The following is an 18,286-nucleotide window of genomic DNA, read 5'->3' on the forward strand; positions in this document are numbered from 1 at the left end:
CGGCGGGATGCCGTACCATATGGAGCAGATACCGTTGAGAGCCGTTATCGGTGTTGTCCTGTGTGCCCTGAGTGTGCCCCTGCTGGCACAAACCACGGAGCAAACCCTCTATCGCCAGGCCCATGAGGCCGTGCGAGCCAACGACATGGGGCGCTTTTACCAGATCAGAGCCCGCCTGAGTCACTACCCCCTGTTGCCTTATCTCGATTACTACCGGCTCGCCTTTCGTCCCGGTCAGGCCGACTATGCCGAGGTGACCCGTTTTATCCGCCAGCACGCCGACACTCCCCAGTCGAACCGTCTGGAGCGCAGCTATCTGCAATATCTGGCGCAAAGCCAGCAGTGGTCCCGTTTCCTGACCTTCTATCCCGAGCTGCCGGAGTCCACCGGGCTGCGTTGTCTCCATTACGAGGCCAGATACCAGACCGGCCATCGGGATGAGGCCCTCAAGGCGGCAGAATCGCTCTGGATGAGTGGTGAGTCACGTCCGGATGCCTGCGACGGCCTCTTTGCCCTCTGGCAGGGGCGTGGGTTGCGCACCCAGGCCAAGGTTTGGAAACGGATGACGCTGGCATTCGAGGCCGGAAATCCCGCCCTTATTCGCCATCTGTCGGTCGCCCTTGGCAGCGAACAACCCTATGGCAAGCTGATGCAGGAGACCCTGGATCGTCCTTCCCGGGTGACGCAGGGGGCAAACTATCCGAACACGGCCAAGGGTCGTGAGGTGTTGTTGTTGGGATTGGCCCGTTATGCCAATGAGGCGCCGACCCGGGCACTGGATCTGCTGGCTGTCTATCAGGGGCGTTATCGGTTTTCCAATGGGGCCATGCAGCCGGTAGAGCGGGCCGCCGCTCGCCGACTGCTGCTGGATCGCTCCACGGAGCGTCGCTCATGGCTCGATGGCTGGATGCGCTCCTCCAGTGATGAGGAGCTGCTGGAGCTGCGGGCCCGTCTCGCCGTCTGGGAGCAAGATTGGCAGCGTCTGGCTGGCTGGATCAAGGGGATGCCGCCTGCCCTGCAGCAGAGCGAGCGTTGGCGCTACTGGCTGGCCCGATCCCTGGAGAAACGCGGAGAGGCGGGGCAGGCCAGGACGCTCTACCGCGAGGTGGCTGCCATGCGAGGTTACTACGGTTTCCTCGCGGCGCAGCGCGCCGGTGCCCCCTATCGCCTGAAAAATGAGTACCCGGCCAAGGTGCCCACCTGGAGTCAGGCCGTGCGTCACTGGCCTTTCCTGGCCAGGATCCGTGAGCTTAAGGCGATGAATGAGCTGACGGCTGCTCGCTCCGAGTGGGTGCACAATGTGGATCGCAGCGAGCGCGAGCAGAAGCTGGTGCTCTCCGCCCTGGCCGAGGGACAGGGGTGGCACGATCTGGCCATCCTTGGCACCATTCGCGCCGAGGCCTGGGATGCCCTCGATCTGCGTTTCCCCATGCCGCTGCGGCAGACCTATGACAGGGTGGCTCGTGAGCATGGCATGCCAAGCTCCCTGCTCTATGCCATCTCCCGGCAAGAGAGTGCCATGTACCCGTTGGCGCAATCTCCGGTGGGGGCTCGCGGCCTGATGCAGCTGATGCCGGCTACGGCCAGGCACACGGCAGGCAAGATTGGCTTTCCCTACCGCAGTGAACAGCAGCTCTTCAATCCGGATGTGAACGTGCGCCTGGGCAGTGCCTATCTCAAGGGGCTGCTCGATAACTATGACGGTAACCGCATCTTTGCGGCGGCGGCGTACAATGCGGGGCCGGGACGGGTGGCTCGCTGGCGGGCCCAGAGTGATGGCAAGCCGGTGGACGTGTGGGTTGAGGGGATCCCCTTCAAGGAGACTCGCAACTATGTGCAGAACATCCTCTCATTTAACCTCATCTATGAGCACAAGCGCCGTCAGCCACTGAAGCTGCTCAGCGATGCGGAGCTGCACGGCCGCTATTGACCCCCTTTTTCCCGGCCAGAAGGGAGAGATAGGAAGGGGCGGGCAAAGGGGTTAATATCCAAGGCTACGCAAGAGTTTATTACGATAAGTAACCTTGGTGCTGATCAGCACCAAGGTTTACCGCAACCGGCGCGGGTATAATGCCGGAAACAGTGACAGATCCCCCAACAAAGGATGTGCGAGTGGCAACGATCAAAGACGTTTCCCGATTGGCCAATGTGTCTATTTCCACGGTCTCCCGTGTGATTAACAATACGGCCCAGGTTGCGCCCGAAAAACGTGAAGCCGTCATGGCTGCCATGAAGGAGCTCAATTTCCGTCCCAACAGCTTTGCCCAGGCGCTGGTGAGCAAGCGTTCAAACTGTATTGGCCTGCTGGTGGGTGACCTCTGCGGTGGCCCCTTCTTCGCACAGATGATGCGCGGGGTAGAGCGTATCGTCGACGAGGCCAACAAGTTCACCATCGTCATGTCAGGCAACCATGAGGAGCTGCGTGAGCGCCATGCCATCCAGGCCCTGCTGCAGCGCCAGTGTGACGCCTTGATCCTGCACAGCAAGGCATTGCCGGACGAGGAGCTGGCCGAGCTGGCGCAAGGGGACACCCCGGTTATCTTTATCAATCGCCTCATACCGGGGGCCGAGGATCGCTGTGTCTGGTTCGATAACCAGGCGGGGATCGAGACGGCATGTCAGTTGCTCATCGACAGGGGACATAGCCGTATCGCCTTCGTCACCTCTGATGATGACACCTTCGTCGATGGGCGTCAGCGGATGGAGGGGTATCGCGTGACCCTGGCCAAGGCCGGGATTGCAGTGGATGAGTCGCTCATCGGCAAGGCCTTCGCCGATGAGCAGGGTGGCTATGTGGCCATGGCTGAGCTGCTGGAGCGTGGAGTGGACTTTACGGCCGTACTCGGATTCAACGATGGCATGGTGGCCGGGGCTATCTCCTGCCTGCTGGAGCGGGGATTCAGGATCCCGGAACAGGTCTCGGTCGTTGGTTTCGACGACATCCCCTATGCCCGCTACACCTACCCCAAGCTGACGACGGTCAAATATCCCATCGAGGCCATGGGAGAGCGAGCCGCCGAGCTGGCGTTGGCACTGCTCGAAGGCGACCCCATGCCCGCGTTACCACGCAAGTTTGAGCCCGAGCTCATCGTGCGCGAGTCGGTCGCGTGATGGGAGAAGGGGCCTGACAGGGCCCCTTCTTTTTTACTTTTTTGAAATCGCTTTCAGAAATCCTTTTCAAACGTGATCGGCTTCAAAGCTTTTTGAGTCGCTAACCTCTAGCATAGGCCTCACGAATTAGGAGCCTGGCTCCCGATTTTCCCGCTGTGGGAAGTATCTGGACAATCCAGCTATTTCCTTCGTTACTTTCGACGGTCATCATGGATGGCCGTTTTTTTTTGTCCGGAGGTACGATGAGGTATGCGGTGATTGGTGCCGGCTGGCTGGGGCTTCCCCTCGCCAGGGTGTTGCGGTCGCGGGGGGAGGCTGTCGCGGTCACCTGTACTTCCCAAGAGAAGGCGATAGAGCTTGGCAAGGCCGGCTTGCAAGCCTATCCCTTTATGGTCGGTGATGAGTGGCCACTGCCCGAGTGCGAGAAGGTGGTGGTGGCGATCCCCCCCGGCAAGGTGGCCGATTACCCTGCGGCGATCGCCGACATCGCCTCGCGCGCGCGCGCATCGGGCTGCCGTCATCTGCTCTTGGTCAGTGCCACCTCTGTCTATGCCGAGGGGCAGCAAGAGGGGGAGACTCCGGCCGGGCAGGGGGAGCGTGCCCGGCGCCTGCTGCTGGCCGAGCAGGCGGCCCGCCAGTGTGGCATTGATTCGGTCACCGTGCTGCGTCCATCCGGTCTCTATGGTCCCGGGCGTCATCCTGGCCGTTTTCTGGCAGGGCGAGCGTCGAGTGGGGGTGGGCGAGCCGTCAACCTGGTCCACCAGGAAGATGTGGTCAACGCCATCTTGCTGCTGCTCGAGTTGTCGAGCGGGATAGAAGAGTATGTCGTGAGCGCCCCCGGGCACCCCACCCGTGAGGTATTTTATGGCCAGGCCGCACGGGCGCTTGCTTTGGCACCACCCCGCTTCGAGCCACCGGAGGGGGAGTATCTGCCACTGAGTGGTGTGCGCCTGTGTCAGGAGCTGGGGTTCGAGTATCGTTGGCCAGACCCCATGATCTGGCTCAAGCAGGGGTAGATTGCGGTTTGCCAAGGGCGGGGGGGATCACTATCATGCCCCCCATCCATTCTATGAGAGCAGTAAGCATGGTCGATACAGTACGTCAGCCCGACGGAGAACTCCTACTCAGAACCCTGGCCATGCCGGCCGATACCAACCCCAACGGCGATATCTTCGGCGGCTGGATCATGTCCCAGATGGACATAGGCGGCGGCATTCTGGCCAAGGAGTTGGCGAAAGGACGGATCTGTACCGTTTCGGTTGAGGGGATGACCTTTCACAATCCCATCAAGGTGGGGGATGTGGTCTGCTGCTATGGTCGCTGTGAGCGGATCGGCCGCAGCTCGATGCGCATCAAGCTAGAGGTGTGGGTCAAGCCCGTGCTGCGGGAGAATGAAGCGCAGCGTTACTGCGTGACCGAGGGGATCTTCAACTATGTGGCCATCGACGATCAGGGTCGGCCGCGCCCGGTACCGCGTCACGACTAGAGGGGGCTGGCGCTGATGATGGAGATCTCCTCATCAACCCCGGTCTTTTGCCGTATCATGTGCTCGATCGTCTCCTCCGATCCGATACAGTGATCGAGATCGAACAGACAGAGATCGCACTGGGAGTCCCGCATGATGAGATAAGGGGTGCTCAGCTCGATCTGATTGCTCATCCCATGGCGGTCAAAGAAGGTGATCCGGTACTGGTTATGTCGAGTCATGGGCGCTCTCCGGCAAGGTGGATCTGCGTTGCATCAGACGAAGTATGAGCCTAGCTGTTTTTCCTTTCAGTTGGGTTAAGGGGTAGCATTGCTGACACAGGTGGTTGTTCTTCAATGAAAAAAAGTTATCGCATTCTGGGCTCCTCCCTGTTGGCTATCGGCCTGGTCGGTTGCTTTGAGGTACCGCAGCAGGGCTATTTTGTGACGGCCGAAGGGGTCGTCCCCGGCACTGGCTGTGATGCTCCGCCACTGGTAGCCCTGGCCAATCGCCCGCTTCCCCGTGAATTCGGGGTGACGGTCTGGAATCTTTACAAGAGCCAGCGCAAGGAGTGGCTCGCCGGCATGGATCGTTTCGCCCTGGAGCAGGATCTGGTGCTGCTTCAGGAGAGCAAGACGACACCCGAGTTGCTCGGCTGGCTACGAGACGGTGGTTTCGAGTGGCAGCAGGTGCAGGCCTTCACCCAGGGACAGAGCTCCCTGGGGGTGATGACGGCGGCCAAAACCCCCCGGGCTTTCGTCTGTGGCGTTCGTTCTCCCGAGCCCTTTTTCAGGATCCCCAAGTCTGGACTGGTTAGCCTCTATCCTCTGGATGGTGATCCGGACGGGGTGCTGGTGGTTAACCTCCATGCGGTCAACTTCGAGCTGGGGATGGCCGGTTACCGGGAGCAGCTCAACGAGCTGACGGCATTGGTCCGACGTCATCAGGGGCCCGTCATTCTGGCGGGGGACTTCAATACCTGGAGCGACAAGCGTCAGCGTTGGCTCGATGGCTTGGCCGGGGAGCTCAGCCTGAAAGAGGCCAGACCGGTTCCCGACACCCGTAGCACCGCCTTTGGTCGCCCGCTCGACCACCTCTACTATCGTGATCTCGATCTGGTGGAGGTGAGCGCCCCCGGTACAGAGGCGTCGGATCACAATCCCATCGTGGCGCGATTCAAGGCCCAGAGCCTGACTCCGCAGGAATAAAAAAAGAGACCCGCCAACTGGCGGGTCTCTTTTCAGTATTGATTGCCTTAACCGTTATCACCGACAAACAGGGTCAGTGTCTGGCCGGGTTGCAGGTAGCTGCGCTTGTTGAGTTGGTTCCAGCGCATCACATCCACCACGGCAACCTGAAACTTGGCGGCAATGGAGGAGAGGGAGTCCCCACGGCGAACCTGATAGCTCACCGAGCCGTTGCCGGATTTCCCCTTGATGACAAGCTTGGCTCCCGGTTTGAGGGTGGCGCGGGCCGACAGACCATTCCACTGCATCAGCGACTTCTGGGGAACGCCATGCTTGCGGCTGATCTCCCACAGGGTATCTCCGGCCTTGACCGTGTATCGGGTCACCGCCGAAGCGCGCTTGCTGACGGGCTCACGACTGGCCAGGGTTCGACCACTATCGACGGCCCCAGCCGGCAAGTGCAGGGTCTGGCCGGCACGCAGGCTGTTACCGCGCAAATTGTTGGTCATCTTCAACTCACTGACGCTGACCCCATGGCGACTGGCGATGAGGGAGAGGGTATCTCCCCGCTCAACCTGATAGCTGCGACCTTTGACACGCTCGTTTCGGGGCAGGTCCGCCAGGGCCAGCTCGAGGGAATCGGCGTATTCAACCGGTACCATGATCCTATGGGGACCTCGGGGCGAGGTGACGCCACGTACCAGTGCAGGATTGAGCTCCTTGAGCTGGCTCTGGCGCATGCCCACCAGATTGGCGGCGGTGGCGATATCGATTTGCCCGCCCACATCGATGGCACGCAGTTTTGGCTCGTTGGCCAGATTGGGCAGGGAGAGACCGTAGCGCTCCGAGTTACTGATGACATCAGCCATGGCCAGGATCTTGGGCACGTACTGCTCGGTCTCCCGGGGCAGATCCAGAGACCAGTAATCGGTTGACTGCCCACGCTTCTGGTTACGCACGATGGCGTTACGTACCCGTCCTTCCCCGGCGTTGTAGGCGGCCATGGTGTTGAGCCAGTCCCCGTCGAAGAAGCGGTTGAGGTACTCCAGATAGTCGAGGGCGGCACGGGTCGAGGCGACCACGTCTTTGCGCCCGTCATACCAGCGATCGTGAGCCAGACCGAAGTTACGGCCGGTCTGGGGGACAAATTGCCACAGCCCCACCGCATTACTGCGGGAGCGTGCTGTCGGATCAAAGGTGCTCTCGATCATGGGTATCACGACCAGCTCCATTGGCAGCCCGCGCCGTTCGATCTCCTCCACCATCAGGTAGAGGTAGGGTTCAGCACGACTGGCAATGGTCGCCATGTGACGTTCATTGCGCAGAATGGAGGTCCGTTGTCGTCGGACCCGGTCGTTATCCGGTACCTCCAGCTGCATATCTTCGCTGATACGAACCCACAGATCGTCACTGCCTGCGACAGACTCGAGCTGATCGTCGTTGAGCCACACACCGGAGGCATAGCGTTTGTGGGTCTTCTTGCTGACTTGGGGGGACTTGATCGGCTCGATAGCCGTTAGCGCCCGGTCATCCTGATTACTCAGGTTTTGGCAGCCACTTAGAAACAAGGCTGCCAACAAGGCCGTTCGAACCTTCATCACTCTCAGGTCATCCAATCGGTAAAACAGCCGACATACTAAGCGGCTATCCCCCCCGGATCAAGGTTTGCTCAAAAAACATCCTTCCATTGTCGCAGGGTTTTGAAGACAAGTTGTGGTGTATCCAACGGTGAATAAACGTGTTTTTCCGCAGAAAATTTTACACTGTCGTGTTCGCATCGAAGAAACACGTTGATCTCCTTCTCCCGTTGCAGGGTCGTCGGCAGGGAGGGTACCCCCTGCTGGCGCAGCTTGCTGACTTCCCGCAGGGCGGCGGCGATCGCCGGATTATCGGGCTCAACCGTGATGGCAAATCTCAGGTTGGACAGGGTGTACTCATGGGCTGGATAGAGCCGAGTCTGCCCGGGCAGCTCACCGATACGTTGCAGCGAGTGATGGAGCTGTTCCGGACTCCCCTCAAACAGGCGGCCACATCCGGCGCTAAAGAGGGTGTCACCGCAAAACAGCATGCCACCGCCGTAGTAGGCCACATGGCCATGGGTATGTCCCGGCAGATGCATCACCTGCAGCGTCAAACCGTGCCAGTGGATCTCATCACCTTCGTCTACCCGTATGCCGTCGAGCCCCGGGGTCGTCTCATGGCGAGGTAGATAGAGTCTGGCGTTGGGGGCCTGCTCAAGCAATTCGGTGACGCCACCGCAGTGATCCTGATGATGATGGGTGATGAGGATGGCATCCAGGGTCAGTCCCAGCACGGCGATCCGCTCGAGCACGGGACCGGCGCAGCCAGGATCGACAACTAGACAATGATTATCTTTGCAAATCAACCAGATATAGTTATCTGAAAAGGCCGGAACCGTGATGACTTGATACATGCAATGGCTTCTCTTTGGTCTGGCTATCTTATATAAAGGGAGTGTCTCCCCTACCCGGAACGAGCCCTATTATGCAGGTGGCCCGTAGCGAACGACAAATCGTGAGTCCATCCAGCTGGTGTGAATTGCCGCTGGGGGACTGGATTGCCAGCGAGGTGCAGTCTCGTCTCGATCTCTGGTGTCCCCATCTGTTTGGTTACCACCTTCTCAAGATTGGTGCGCTCAGTGCTGAGCTCTCCTGTCGCTGCTCCACGATTCGCCATCAGGCCGCAGTCGCTCCGCTGGGGCGGGATCTCGCCATGCAGGGAGAGCCGACGCAACTGCCGGTGCGCTGTGGCAGCGTCGATGCCTGCCTGCTCGCACATACCCTCGACTTTAGCCAGGACCCCCATGAGGTGCTGCGGGAGGTTGAACGGGTGTTAACACCGGATGGCTGGATCATCCTCAGCGGCTACAATCCGATGAGCCTGTTGGGGGTGGGGAAGATGCTCCCCTGGTTTCGCCGTCAGCTTCCCTGGTCGGCGCGCATGTTTACACCGGGACGGGTGACCGACTGGCTGCAACTGCTGGGGTTCGAGGTGATGTTCGAGGAGCGTTTCGGTTACTCCTGGATGGGGCGAAAGAGCTCGGTCGGCTGGTGGCGGGAGAGCCTGGGGCATGACTATTGCCGCGCCTTCTCCTCCGTCTATGTCATCGCCGCCCGCAAGCGGCGCATTCCCCTCCAGCCGGTGCAAAAACGCTGGAATCTGCCCCGAACCCTGACCACCCCGGGGATGGCCAGGGTCGCAGAAGGTCAGGGGCGGTAGCCGGTATCATCGGCCAGTGAGGGGCCCGATGCGGCCTCTCTGGCCAGCTCGTCGCAACGTTCGTTTTCCGGGTGTCCCGAGTGCCCCTTAACCCAGAGCCACTCCACCTGATGGCGAGCCACCTCGGCATCCAGTTGCTGCCACAGATCGACATTCTTGACCGGTTCCCGGTTGGCGGTGAGCCATCCCTTGCGTTTCCAGCCGGTGATCCACTGGGTGATCCCCTGCTTCACGTATTGGCTGTCGGTGGTCAGGCGAACCTGGCAGGATTCACTCAGGGTGCGCAGCCCAGCGATGGCTGCCATCAGCTCCATGCGGTTATTGGTAGTGAGGCGATAACCGGCCGACAGCTCCTTGCGATGTTTGCCATAGATGAGGACGGCGCCGTACCCACCCGGTCCCGGATTGCCGAGGCAGGAACCATCCGTATATAAATCAATCTGTTTTAGCATGCGCGTTGGGGTAAACTTGGAGAAAACCCGAGTTTGACACAGATCCCATGATGAACATACCCCAGGCCCAGCGCCAGATAATCCTCGATACCGAAACCACCGGTATGAACATGGGGGGCGGCCCCCACTACCTTGGACACCGTATCATCGAGATCGGCTGCGTCGAGGTGATCAACCGCAAGCTCACCGGTAATCACTTCCACGTCTATATCAAGCCCGATCGTCTGGTCGATCCCGAAGCGATCCAGGTGCACGGGATCACCGATGACTTCCTGCGCGACAAGCCTCGCTTCGATCAGATTGCTGACGATTTTATCGAGTATATCCGCGGCGCCGAACTCATCGCCCACAATGCCCCCTTCGACGTGGGCTTCATGGATTACGAGTTCGACAAGTTGGGGTTGGGTCTCAAGACCACGGATATCTGCACCGTCACCGATACCCTGGTGATGGCGCGGGAGCTCTTCCCCGGCAAGCGTAACAACCTGGATGTGCTGTGCGATCGTTACGGCATCGACAACTCACACCGTACTCTGCACGGGGCCTTGCTCGATGCGGAGATCCTCGCCGACGTCTATCTGATGATGACCGGCGGCCAGACCAAGCTCAATCTGGCCACCGAATCGGCCGAGAGTGACAGCGCGGCTCAGGACACCGGGATCCGCCGACTCGCCGCAGACCGGGCCCCTCTGCGAGTGATCCGCGCCGAAGGAGAAGTTCTGGCGACCCATGAGGCGAGGCTGGATCTGGTGCAAAAGAAGGGGGGGGGCTGTCAGTGGCGGCAGTGAGAGGCTGGAGCGCTGCGCTGCTGCTCCTGTGTGGGCAGCTCAGTGCGGCAACCGTATATGGTGCGAGCGATGTGCCGCTCCTTGAGAACCGCTTTCGTATCGACCACGGGGTACGCGAGGTGACCTTTATCCTGAAAAAGCGGGAGGGGTCGGCTCCGGTGGTGCTGGTACAACCCGATGGCAGCAAGCTCTACAGCAACCGTCATCCCAAGGAACAGATCGGCTGGCTGGTCACCCCCGAGGCCGATCTCATCACGGTACGCGATCCGATGCCGGGCCCCTGGCAGGCCATTGCCGAACTCGATCCTGAAAACCGGATCCGCCTGCTGACCAACATCCAGCTGCAGACCGAGCCCTTGCCCCTTCGCCTCTATCAGGGGGAGAGCGTCAAGGTGACCGGGCGACTGCTTATCGATGGAGCGCAGACCCGTGACAAGGACTACCTCTCCTCCCTCGGCATGACGGTACGGCTGCAGAGCTTCCAGACCGCCGAGATGAAGGGGGAGCCGGTACAGGATCTGGTCATAGGTAGCTACTTGGACGATGGCAAGGGGCTCGATGAGCGTCCCCATGATGGGGTGATGACGGCCGAGGTGCTGTTCGATGCTCCGGCGGGCAAGTATCGTACCGTGATCAGCACGGGCAACGAGGTGTTTGCCCGGGCTCGCCATCAGGAGATCCTCATCTATCCCATGCCGTTTCGTTATGAGATGCAACTGCCGAGCGAAACCAAGGGGCCCAGGTTGACCTTCCTCATCGACAAGGATGAAGTGGAGCCGACCAGCATTGCCGTTGCCGGGCGAGTGATTGACCCGGCCGGCCACCCTCTGCCCTTCAACGGTACGGCCAGCAGCCAAAATTTGGAGGTTATGCTCCCGAAACCGGCCGCTCCCGGGCTCTATCATATCGAGGGGAGCCTGTTTGGTACTACCCTGTCCGGGCGTGAGTTCCGACTGACCCTGCCAACCAAGAGTTTCAACATCTATCCGCCGCCGCCCCCTCCCGAGCCGGTCATCAGCGCGGCGGTCAAGCCCAAGGCGCCTCCGGTCGAGGAGAGCAGCGGTTGGCTGATCTGGCTGCTGGGCGGTTTGGCCGTCTTGATGGGGCTCGGGGGCGGGATCGGTTTTATCCTGTTGCAAAAGCGCAAAGCCCTCAAGCGTGCCCTTGCGGCCCAGCAGGCGGCGCAGGAGGCCCAAAACAAGGCGCCTGCCTCCGAGCTCGATCTCAACCAGCCCGAGCAATGAAAAAGAGGGAAGCATTGGCTTCCCTCTTTGCGTCTGTTTCTCATATGAGCCGATAAAAAAACACCCTGCCAGGCAGGGTGTTTGTCATTGCGGGATCAGGCTGCGTGATGCAGGCTGGCCGGTTGATAGAGAGACTTGTCGGCGGCCAGCTCCATGGGATCGAAGTCATCCACGTTGATGGTATAGAGCCGGCTTGCCTCGGCGCGGCGCAGCACATCGGCCTCACTCTCGCTCAGGACGCCGGCAGCCAGACCGCTGTCGGCTACCTTGTCCAGCCCGGTGAAGGGACGCTTGATGCCATCGGCCTTGCATACCTTGTCAAACAACGGCTCGGCGGCCAGCACATCATCGAGTGCTTGCTCGAGCAGGCCGAAGGGGTTGCCCTCCTCGCGGGTGAGGTACTGCCCCTTGGCCAGACGGCTGCGGCTCTCGCTCGGGGTTTGCAGCAGGCGGGCGACCTTGTTGTCCAGCTTGTCAGACGGCTTGTGCATGTCGCAACCGAGTGGCAGCACCAGAAGGCGCAGGGCGCGGCCAATCCAGCGATTCGGGAAGTTGCGCAGCAGCTCGTCAATGGCCTGCTGGGCCTTGAACAGGGCATCTTGCAAGGACCAGTGCAGCAGCGGCAGATCCCCCTTCTGACGCCCCTCGTCGTCGAAGCGCTTGAGGGCGGCGGAGGCCAGATAGAGCTGGCTCAGCACATCACCCAGGCGCGCCGAGACTCGCTCCTTGCGCTTGAGCTCCCCACCCAGGGTCCCCATGGCCACGTCCGAAAGGAAGGCGAGGTTGGCCGACAGGCGTGCCAGCTTCTGGTAGTAGGGACGGGTTTCATCCTTGAAGGGGGAGCCAGCCAGACGACCACCTGTGAGCCCCAACCAGAGGCTGCGAACCATGTTACTCATGGCAAATCCCACATGGCGGAACATGGCCTTGTCGAAGTCCTTGAGTCCCTGCTCGGGGTCGGGATGGGCGGCGGCCAGCATCTCGGTCAGCACGTAGGGGTGGCAGCGGATGGCCCCTTGCCCATAGATGATCATGGAGCGGGTCAGGATGTTGGCCCCTTCTACCGTGATGGCGATAGGAGCCCCCTGATAGCCCCGAGCCAGGTAGTTATTCGGGCCCATGCAGATCCCTTTGCCGCCGTGGATATCCATGGCATCGATGATGCACTTCTGGGCGCGGTCGGTGAGGTGATACTTGACGATGGCCGAGATGACCGAGGGTTTTTCGCCCAGATCGATACCGGCAACGGTCAGACTGGCGGCCGCTCCCATGATGTAGGCGTTACCGCCGATACGGGCGAGCGGCTCTTCGATCCCCTCCATTTTGCCGATAGGCAGCTTGAACTGACGACGGATCCGGCTGTAGGCGCCGGAGGCCAGGGCCAGCATCTTGACGCCACCCGTGCTGTTGGAGGGGAGGGTGATGCCGCGACCGACCGACAGACACTCGACCAGCATGCGCCACCCCTGACCGGCCATGGCCGGGCCACCGATGATGAAGTCGAGGGGGACGAAGAGATCCCTGGCCTGGGTCGGGCCGTTTTGGAACGGTACATTGAGGGGGAAGTGGCGGCGGCCTATCTCAACCCCTTTCAGGTGAGTCGGAATGAGGGCGCAGGTGATGCCGAGCTCCTCGTCACTCCCCAGCAGATGTTCGGGGTCTCGCAGCTTGAAGGCCAGGCCCAGTACGGTTGCGATGGGAGCCAGCGTGATATAGCGCTTGTTCCAGGTCAGGCGCATGCCGAGCACTTCTTTGCCTTCCCACTCGCCTTTGCAGACGACGCCGGTATCAGGAATGGAGCCCGCATCCGAGCCAGCCTCGGGGCTGGTCAGGGCGAAGCAGGGGATCTCCTTGCCCACAGCCAGGCGAGGCAGGTAGTAATCCTTTTGCTCCTCGGTACCGTAGTGTTGCAGCAGCTCGCCCGGGCCGAGGGAGTTGGGGACGCCCACGGTGGAGGCGAGCACGGCGCTGGCACCGGTCAGTTTCTGCAGTACGCAGGACTGGGCATAGGCGGAAAATTCCAGACCACCATATTTTTTCTTGATGATCATGGCGAAGAACTTGTTCTCCTTGAGGTATTGCCATACCTCGGGGGAGAGATCGGCGCGCTGATGGGTGACCTCCCAGTCGCTGACCATGCGGCAAACGGTCTCTACCGGACCGTCCAGGAAGGCTTGTTCCTCGGCGTTGAGGGTGTTGGCCGGAATGCGGTGCAGCTTCTTCCAGTCCGGGTCGCCGGCAAAAAGCTCGGCTTCCCACCAGGTAGTTCCGGCTTCGATAGCTTCTTTCTCGGTGCGCGACATCTCCGGCATGATCCCCTTGTAGAGCTTGAACAGGGGTTTGGAGATGTTGCTGCGGCGCAGTTCGACCAGATTGAGGGGAAGCGCCACCGCGGCAAACAGCAGCCAGAGCAGCCAGGGAAGGTGGCCATAGAGGCTACCGACCAGCAGGGCTGCGAAGGTGATCAGGGTGGACATCAAGAGAGGAGTACGGCGATACGCCAGCGCTCCGATGACGATCAGGACCCCGAGCAGGGTGAGGGCCGTAGTCATTGTATGCTCCTTGCGATAGGGTTAACGAGTCACTGACTCATCTGGAGGTCTGACCTGTTGGTCATGAGATATCTTGTAATGGATAGGTTGCGAATTATCAAGTTGTTTACAAAACCCCGGCTGGTGAATGTGATGGGGGCCGCATCGACAGAGACCATCGTCGGTTGAGAATGATTTGCAAGGGGCGACGCGCGCAAAACCTTGTGCGACAATGACGCGGTTATTGCTGACTGAAAGAGAGCAACCATGTACCAAGATCTGATCCGCAGTGAACTGACCGAAGCGGCCGACGTGCTGCAGAAATTCCTGGCAGACGAGCAAAACATCCAGAATATCGAGGCCGCCGCCAAGCTGTTGGCCGCCTCTTTCAAGGAGGAGGGCAAGGTGCTCTCCTGCGGCAACGGTGGCTCCCACTGTGACGCCATGCATTTTGCCGAGGAGCTGACCGGCCGCTATCGGGAGAACCGTCCGGGTTATGCCGGTATCGCCATCTCGGATCCGAGCCATCTCTCCTGCGTCTCCAATGATTTTGGTTACGACTTCGTCTTCTCCCGATATGTCGAGGCGGTCGGTCGCCGCGGCGACGTGCTGCTTGGCATCTCTACCAGCGGCAACTCCGGTAACATCATCAAGGCTATCGAGGCCGCCCGTGCCAAGGGGATGAAGGTGATCGCCCTGACAGGCAAGGATGGCGGCAAGATGGCCGGCCTGGCCGATGTAGAGATCCGTGTGCCCCACTTCGGCTACGCCGATCGCATTCAGGAGGTACACATCAAGGTGATCCACATCCTGATCCAGCTGGTCGAGAAGGAGATGGCCAAGTAATTGGCTGGTGGGAGAGGCCATGTGTGAACTGCTTGGCATGAGTGCCAATGTTCCGACCGACATCTGTTTCAGCTTTAGTGGCCTGATGCTGCGCGGGGGCAAGACTGGCCCCCATCGTGACGGTTGGGGGATCACCTTCTACGAAGGGCGGGGTTTTCGCACCTTCAAGGATCCCCAGCCGAGCGCCGAGTCGCACATCGCGCGCCTGGTGCAGGAGTACCCCATCAAGAGTTGCGCCGTGGTGAGCCACATCCGCCAGGCCAACCGGGGCAAGGTCTCGCTGGAAAATACCCACCCCTTCACCCGGGAGCTGTGGGGCCGTTACTGGACCTTCGCCCACAACGGCCAGCTAACCGGCTGGAAGCGGTTGCCAACCGGTCGCCACCGCCCGGTGGGGCAGACCGACAGCGAGCATGCGTTCTGCTGGCTGCTCGACCGGCTCGAGCAGAAGTACCGTCGTCAGCCGGCCAACTTTCCCGCCATGTTTCGCTATCTCGCATCCCTGTGTCAGCAGTTGCGTCAGCTTGGGGTCTTCAACATGCTGCTCTCTGACGGGGAGTACGTGATGACCTTCTGCTCCAACAACCTGCACTGGTTGACCCGGCGCGCCCCCTTTGGAGAGGCGACCCTGCTCGATGACGAGGTCTCCATCGACTTTCAGAGCGAGACCACGCCCAACGACGTGGTGACGGTGATAGCGACGCGACCACTCACCGGCAATGAATGCTGGCAGGCGATGGGGCCGGGGGAATACAACCTGTTTCGCCTCGGCGAGCGGATTGCCGGCGGGCAGGGGTAAACCGCTGAGACATAAATAAAGAGGGAGGCCAGGGCCTCCCTCTTTATATTGGCGATGTCACCAGGGTCATGCTCATTCGCTGGCGTAGCCGGCCGGCCCCAGAGGCTCGCCGTCCATCAGCGCCTTGTCGTGCATCATTACCAGGCGTCCCATGCAGAACCAGCTTACCACCAGAGGGTAGATGGCGTGCTCTTGCACCTGTACCCGGGCGGCGACCTCTTCTTCGCTGTCGTCTTCGAAGATGGGGACGCGCGCCTGCAGCACCACGGGCCCCCCGTCGAGCTCTTCGGTGACGAAGTGGACGCTGGCGCCGTGCTCGGTCTCACCGGCCTCGATGGCAAGACGATGAGTATGGAGCCCCTGGTACTTGGGCAGCAGGGAGGGGTGGATATTGAGCATGCGGCCACGAAAGCGGGCGATGAAGCCGGGTGAAAGGATACGCATGAATCCGGCCATCACGATAAGATCGGGACGGTAGCCCGCCACCAGCTCACCGAGGGCGGCATCGTAGGACTCCCTGTCCGCGAAATCGGCGGCGGCCACTACCTCGGTGGCACACCCCGCCTCACGGGCACGGGTGAGGCCATAGGCCTCACCCTTGTTGCTCACCACGGCCACCACTTCGCCGGCGATGCGACCCGCGTGGCAGGCATCGAGGATCGCCTGCAGGTTGCTGCCATTGCCGGAGATGAGGACCAGAATGCGTTTCATCGGATGACAACCTGCTCCTCGCCGGCGGGCTGGGCGGCGATATGCCCGATGTGCCAGGCCTGCTCTCCTTCGGCCTTGAGCAGGGTCAGGGCCTTGTCGAGCTGGTGCTGGGGCAGGGCGATGATCATACCAACGCCGCAGTTGAAGGTGCGATACATCTCGTGACGGGTGACGTTACCGGTCTCTTGCAACCAGCTGAACACCGCCGGCCATTGCCAGCTCTGCTCGTCGATGATCGCCTGGGTCTGCTCGGGCAGCACGCGCGGGATGTTCTCCCAGAAGCCGCCACCAGTGATGTGGGACAGCGCATGGATCTCGCACTCCTTGAGCAGCTTGAGCACGGGTTTGACATAGATGCGGGTCGGCTCCAGCAGCGCGTTGGCCAGGGTGGTCTCCCCCAGCTTCTGATGCACGTCGGCACCGGAGACCTCAAGGATCTTGCGAATAAGGGAGAAGCCGTTGGAGTGGGGGCCGCTGGCGGCCAGGGCGATCAGGGCATCCCCGGCCTGGACCTTGCTGCCATCGATGATCTCGCTCTTTTCCACCACGCCCACGCAGAAGCCGGCGATGTCGTAATCTTCCCCTTCATACATGCCAGGCATCTCGGCGGTCTCGCCGCCCACCAGGGCGCAACCGGATTGCTCACAGCCAGCACCGATCCCGGTCACCACGGCCGCAGCGGTCTCCACATCCAGCTTGCCGGTGGCGTAGTAGTCGAGGAAGAAGAGAGGCTCGGCCCCCTGCACGATGAGATCGTTGACGCACATAGCCACCAGATCGATACCGACAGTGTCGTGTTTCTTCAGATCGATGGCCAGGCGCAGTTTGGTGCCCACCCCATCGGTTCCGGAGACCAGCACAGGCTCCTTGTAGCCGGCCGGAATTTGACACAAGGCCCCAAAGCCGCCGAGACCACCCAGGACTTCCGGACGGCGTGTGCGTTTGGCCACACCCTTGATACGATCGACCAGGGCATTGCCCGCATCGATGTCCACGCCTGCATCCTTGTAGCTCAGTGAGGTTTTGTCAGTCACGAGTATTCCCCGTCAAGTGGTGATAATGGAGGGTAAAATTCGGGGCGTATTCTAGCAGCAGGGGCCAAAAAGCAGAAAGGAAATCGTTTGCGCGCGAAGCGGCAAAAAAGCTCCACAAGAAGGGGGATTTGGTGTATGATTCCGCGATTTTTTTGCGCGGCAGTTCCAGGAGATAATAATGAAAGTCGTAGAAGCCAAACACCCGCTTATCAAACACAAACTCGGTCTGATGCGCGAAGGGGAGATCAGCACCAAGCGCTTTCGCGAGCTGGCCAAGGAAGTGGGCAGTCTGCTCACCTACGAGGCGACTTCTGACTTCGAAACCGAGAAGGTTACCATCAACGGTTGGAACGGGCCAGTAGAAATTGATCAGATCAAGGGCAAGAAAGTCACCGTCGTGCCTATCCTGCGCGCCGGTCTTGGCATGATGGACGGTGTGCTCGAGCACATGCCCAGTGCCCGTGTCAGCGTGGTGGGGATCTACCGCGACGAGGAGACCCTGCAACCGGTCCCCTATTTCGAGAAGATTGTCAGCAATATCGAAGAGCGTCTGGCGCTGGTGGTCGATCCCATGCTGGCCACTGGCGGCTCCATGATCGCCACCATCGATCTGCTCAAGAAGAAGGGGTGCCAGTCCATCAAGGTGTTGGTGCTGGTAGCCGCCCCCGAGGGGATCAAGGCCCTTGAAGCCGCTCATCCGGATGTGGAGCTCTACTGCGCCGCCATCGACCAGGGCCTCAACGAGAAGGGCTATATCGTGCCTGGTCTCGGTGATGCCGGCGACAAGATCTTCGGCACCAAGTAATATCGAAAGTCCCATGCGAAGCCGGCCCTGTGCCGGCTTCGTGCTTTTTCGGGATGCCATCTCCTGGCGCCTT

General features: G+C 60.6%; 18 protein-coding genes. 11 read left to right on the forward strand and 7 right to left on the reverse strand.

Features of this window, described 5'->3' with window-relative positions; translation table 11 throughout:
• Positions 1–34 precede the first annotated feature (34 nt).
• From BN1133_RS08630 to yciA, 4 genes are all read left to right on the forward strand, one after another.
• Positions 35–1,930, forward strand: coding sequence for a transglycosylase SLT domain-containing protein (locus BN1133_RS08630; RefSeq protein ID WP_050666169.1), 1,896 nt, complete (start codon positions 35–37; stop codon positions 1,928–1,930).
• A gap of 182 nt (positions 1,931–2,112) precedes the next feature.
• Positions 2,113–3,111, forward strand: coding sequence for a LacI family DNA-binding transcriptional regulator (locus BN1133_RS08635; protein WP_050666130.1), 999 nt, complete (start codon positions 2,113–2,115; stop codon positions 3,109–3,111).
• Positions 3,112–3,353: 242 nt separating this feature from the next.
• On the forward strand, positions 3,354–4,127 hold the full coding sequence (locus BN1133_RS08640; protein ID WP_082177960.1) for a Rossmann-fold NAD(P)-binding domain-containing protein: 774 nt from the start codon (positions 3,354–3,356) through the stop codon (positions 4,125–4,127).
• Positions 4,128–4,195: 68 nt separating this feature from the next.
• Complete coding sequence (gene yciA, locus BN1133_RS08645) at positions 4,196–4,597, forward strand: acyl-CoA thioester hydrolase YciA (RefSeq protein ID WP_193556660.1); 402 nt, start codon at positions 4,196–4,198, stop codon at positions 4,595–4,597.
• Here yciA and BN1133_RS08650 read toward each other — a convergent pair.
• Positions 4,594–4,818: a hypothetical protein gene (locus BN1133_RS08650; protein ID WP_050666132.1), complete on the reverse strand. Its 225-nt coding sequence runs from the start codon at positions 4,816–4,818 to the stop codon at positions 4,594–4,596. The genes yciA and BN1133_RS08650 overlap by 4 nt on opposite strands.
• 114 nt (positions 4,819–4,932) lie before the next feature.
• Here BN1133_RS08650 and BN1133_RS08655 point away from each other — a divergent pair, with 114 nt between their 5' ends.
• Complete coding sequence (locus BN1133_RS08655; protein ID WP_050666133.1) at positions 4,933–5,784, forward strand: endonuclease/exonuclease/phosphatase family protein; 852 nt, start codon at positions 4,933–4,935, stop codon at positions 5,782–5,784.
• A 47-nt stretch (positions 5,785–5,831) separates the two neighbouring features.
• Here the strand turns inward: BN1133_RS08655 and BN1133_RS08660 are convergent, their stop codons facing one another.
• Complete coding sequence (locus BN1133_RS08660; RefSeq protein ID WP_050666134.1) at positions 5,832–7,361, reverse strand: LysM peptidoglycan-binding domain-containing protein; 1,530 nt, start codon at positions 7,359–7,361, stop codon at positions 5,832–5,834.
• A gap of 71 nt (positions 7,362–7,432) precedes the next feature.
• A complete protein-coding gene (gene gloB, locus BN1133_RS08665; protein WP_050666135.1) occupies positions 7,433–8,197 on the reverse strand; it encodes a hydroxyacylglutathione hydrolase in 765 nt (254 codons plus the stop codon).
• Between the two features lie 71 nt (positions 8,198–8,268).
• Between gloB and BN1133_RS08670 the strand changes: the two genes are divergently transcribed.
• Positions 8,269–9,003: a class I SAM-dependent methyltransferase gene (locus BN1133_RS08670; RefSeq protein WP_050666136.1), complete on the forward strand. Its 735-nt coding sequence runs from the start codon at positions 8,269–8,271 to the stop codon at positions 9,001–9,003.
• On the opposite strand, the gene rnhA is transcribed toward BN1133_RS08670, so the two are convergent.
• Positions 8,991–9,455: a ribonuclease HI gene (gene rnhA, locus BN1133_RS08675; protein ID WP_050666137.1), complete on the reverse strand. Its 465-nt coding sequence runs from the start codon at positions 9,453–9,455 to the stop codon at positions 8,991–8,993. The genes BN1133_RS08670 and rnhA overlap by 13 nt on opposite strands.
• A 50-nt stretch (positions 9,456–9,505) precedes the next feature.
• Between rnhA and dnaQ the strand changes: the two genes are divergently transcribed.
• On the forward strand, positions 9,506–10,243 hold the full coding sequence (dnaQ, locus tag BN1133_RS08680) for a DNA polymerase III subunit epsilon (RefSeq protein ID WP_050666138.1): 738 nt from the start codon (positions 9,506–9,508) through the stop codon (positions 10,241–10,243).
• Complete coding sequence (locus BN1133_RS08685; RefSeq protein WP_082177961.1) at positions 10,231–11,487, forward strand: TIGR03503 family protein; 1,257 nt, start codon at positions 10,231–10,233, stop codon at positions 11,485–11,487. The genes dnaQ and BN1133_RS08685 overlap by 13 nt, the downstream gene beginning before the upstream one ends.
• 95 nt (positions 11,488–11,582) lie before the next feature.
• Here BN1133_RS08685 and fadE read toward each other — a convergent pair whose 3' ends face one another.
• On the reverse strand, positions 11,583–14,039 hold the full coding sequence (gene fadE / locus BN1133_RS08690; RefSeq protein WP_050666140.1) for an acyl-CoA dehydrogenase FadE: 2,457 nt from the start codon (positions 14,037–14,039) through the stop codon (positions 11,583–11,585).
• A gap of 246 nt (positions 14,040–14,285) precedes the next feature.
• Between fadE and lpcA the strand changes: the two genes are divergently transcribed.
• Both lpcA and BN1133_RS08700 read left to right on the forward strand, forming a co-directional pair.
• Complete coding sequence (gene lpcA, locus BN1133_RS08695; protein ID WP_050666141.1) at positions 14,286–14,864, forward strand: D-sedoheptulose 7-phosphate isomerase; 579 nt, start codon at positions 14,286–14,288, stop codon at positions 14,862–14,864.
• A gap of 19 nt (positions 14,865–14,883) precedes the next feature.
• Positions 14,884–15,663, forward strand: coding sequence for a class II glutamine amidotransferase (locus tag BN1133_RS08700; protein WP_050666142.1), 780 nt, complete (start codon positions 14,884–14,886; stop codon positions 15,661–15,663).
• Between the two features lie 72 nt (positions 15,664–15,735).
• On the opposite strand, the gene purN is transcribed toward BN1133_RS08700, so the two are convergent.
• Together purN and purM are read right to left on the reverse strand one after the other, a co-directional pair.
• A complete protein-coding gene (purN, locus tag BN1133_RS08705; RefSeq protein WP_050666143.1) occupies positions 15,736–16,374 on the reverse strand; it encodes a phosphoribosylglycinamide formyltransferase in 639 nt (212 codons plus the stop codon).
• Positions 16,371–17,408: a phosphoribosylformylglycinamidine cyclo-ligase gene (gene purM / locus BN1133_RS08710; RefSeq protein ID WP_050666144.1), complete on the reverse strand. Its 1,038-nt coding sequence runs from the start codon at positions 17,406–17,408 to the stop codon at positions 16,371–16,373. The genes purN and purM overlap by 4 nt, the downstream gene beginning before the upstream one ends.
• 178 nt (positions 17,409–17,586) lie before the next feature.
• On the opposite strand from purM, the gene upp reads away from it, so the two are divergent.
• On the forward strand, positions 17,587–18,213 hold the full coding sequence (upp, locus tag BN1133_RS08715) for a uracil phosphoribosyltransferase (protein WP_050666145.1): 627 nt from the start codon (positions 17,587–17,589) through the stop codon (positions 18,211–18,213).
• Positions 18,214–18,286: the final 73 nt, after the last annotated feature.

Origin of the sequence: Aeromonas schubertii (genome assembly GCF_000820105.1) — a bacterium.
GTDB classification, from domain to species: Bacteria; Pseudomonadota; Gammaproteobacteria; order Enterobacterales; family Aeromonadaceae; genus Aeromonas; species Aeromonas schubertii.

Bases quoted from the DNA above. Each gene is read 5' to 3' on its own strand.
- BN1133_RS08640 (WP_082177960.1), top strand. From the start codon at position 3,354: ATGAGGTATGCGGTGATTGGTGCCGGCTGGCTGGGGCTTCCCCTCGCC.
- yciA (WP_193556660.1), top strand. From the start codon at position 4,196: ATGGTCGATACAGTACGTCAGCCCGACGGAGAACTCCTACTCAGAACC.
- BN1133_RS08650 (WP_050666132.1), bottom strand. From the start codon at position 4,818: ATGACTCGACATAACCAGTACCGGATCACCTTCTTTGACCGCCATGGG.
- BN1133_RS08655 (WP_050666133.1), top strand. From the start codon at position 4,933: ATGAAAAAAAGTTATCGCATTCTGGGCTCCTCCCTGTTGGCTATCGGC.
- BN1133_RS08660 (WP_050666134.1), bottom strand. From the start codon at position 7,361: ATGAAGGTTCGAACGGCCTTGTTGGCAGCCTTGTTTCTAAGTGGCTGC.
- gloB (WP_050666135.1), bottom strand. From the start codon at position 8,197: ATGTATCAAGTCATCACGGTTCCGGCCTTTTCAGATAACTATATCTGG.
- BN1133_RS08670 (WP_050666136.1), top strand. From the start codon at position 8,269: ATGCAGGTGGCCCGTAGCGAACGACAAATCGTGAGTCCATCCAGCTGG.
- rnhA (WP_050666137.1), bottom strand. From the start codon at position 9,455: ATGCTAAAACAGATTGATTTATATACGGATGGTTCCTGCCTCGGCAAT.
- dnaQ (WP_050666138.1), top strand. From the start codon at position 9,506: ATGAACATACCCCAGGCCCAGCGCCAGATAATCCTCGATACCGAAACC.
- fadE (WP_050666140.1), bottom strand. From the start codon at position 14,039: ATGACTACGGCCCTCACCCTGCTCGGGGTCCTGATCGTCATCGGAGCG.
- lpcA (WP_050666141.1), top strand. From the start codon at position 14,286: ATGTACCAAGATCTGATCCGCAGTGAACTGACCGAAGCGGCCGACGTG.
- BN1133_RS08700 (WP_050666142.1), top strand. From the start codon at position 14,884: ATGTGTGAACTGCTTGGCATGAGTGCCAATGTTCCGACCGACATCTGT.
- purN (WP_050666143.1), bottom strand. From the start codon at position 16,374: ATGAAACGCATTCTGGTCCTCATCTCCGGCAATGGCAGCAACCTGCAG.
- upp (WP_050666145.1), top strand. From the start codon at position 17,587: ATGAAAGTCGTAGAAGCCAAACACCCGCTTATCAAACACAAACTCGGT.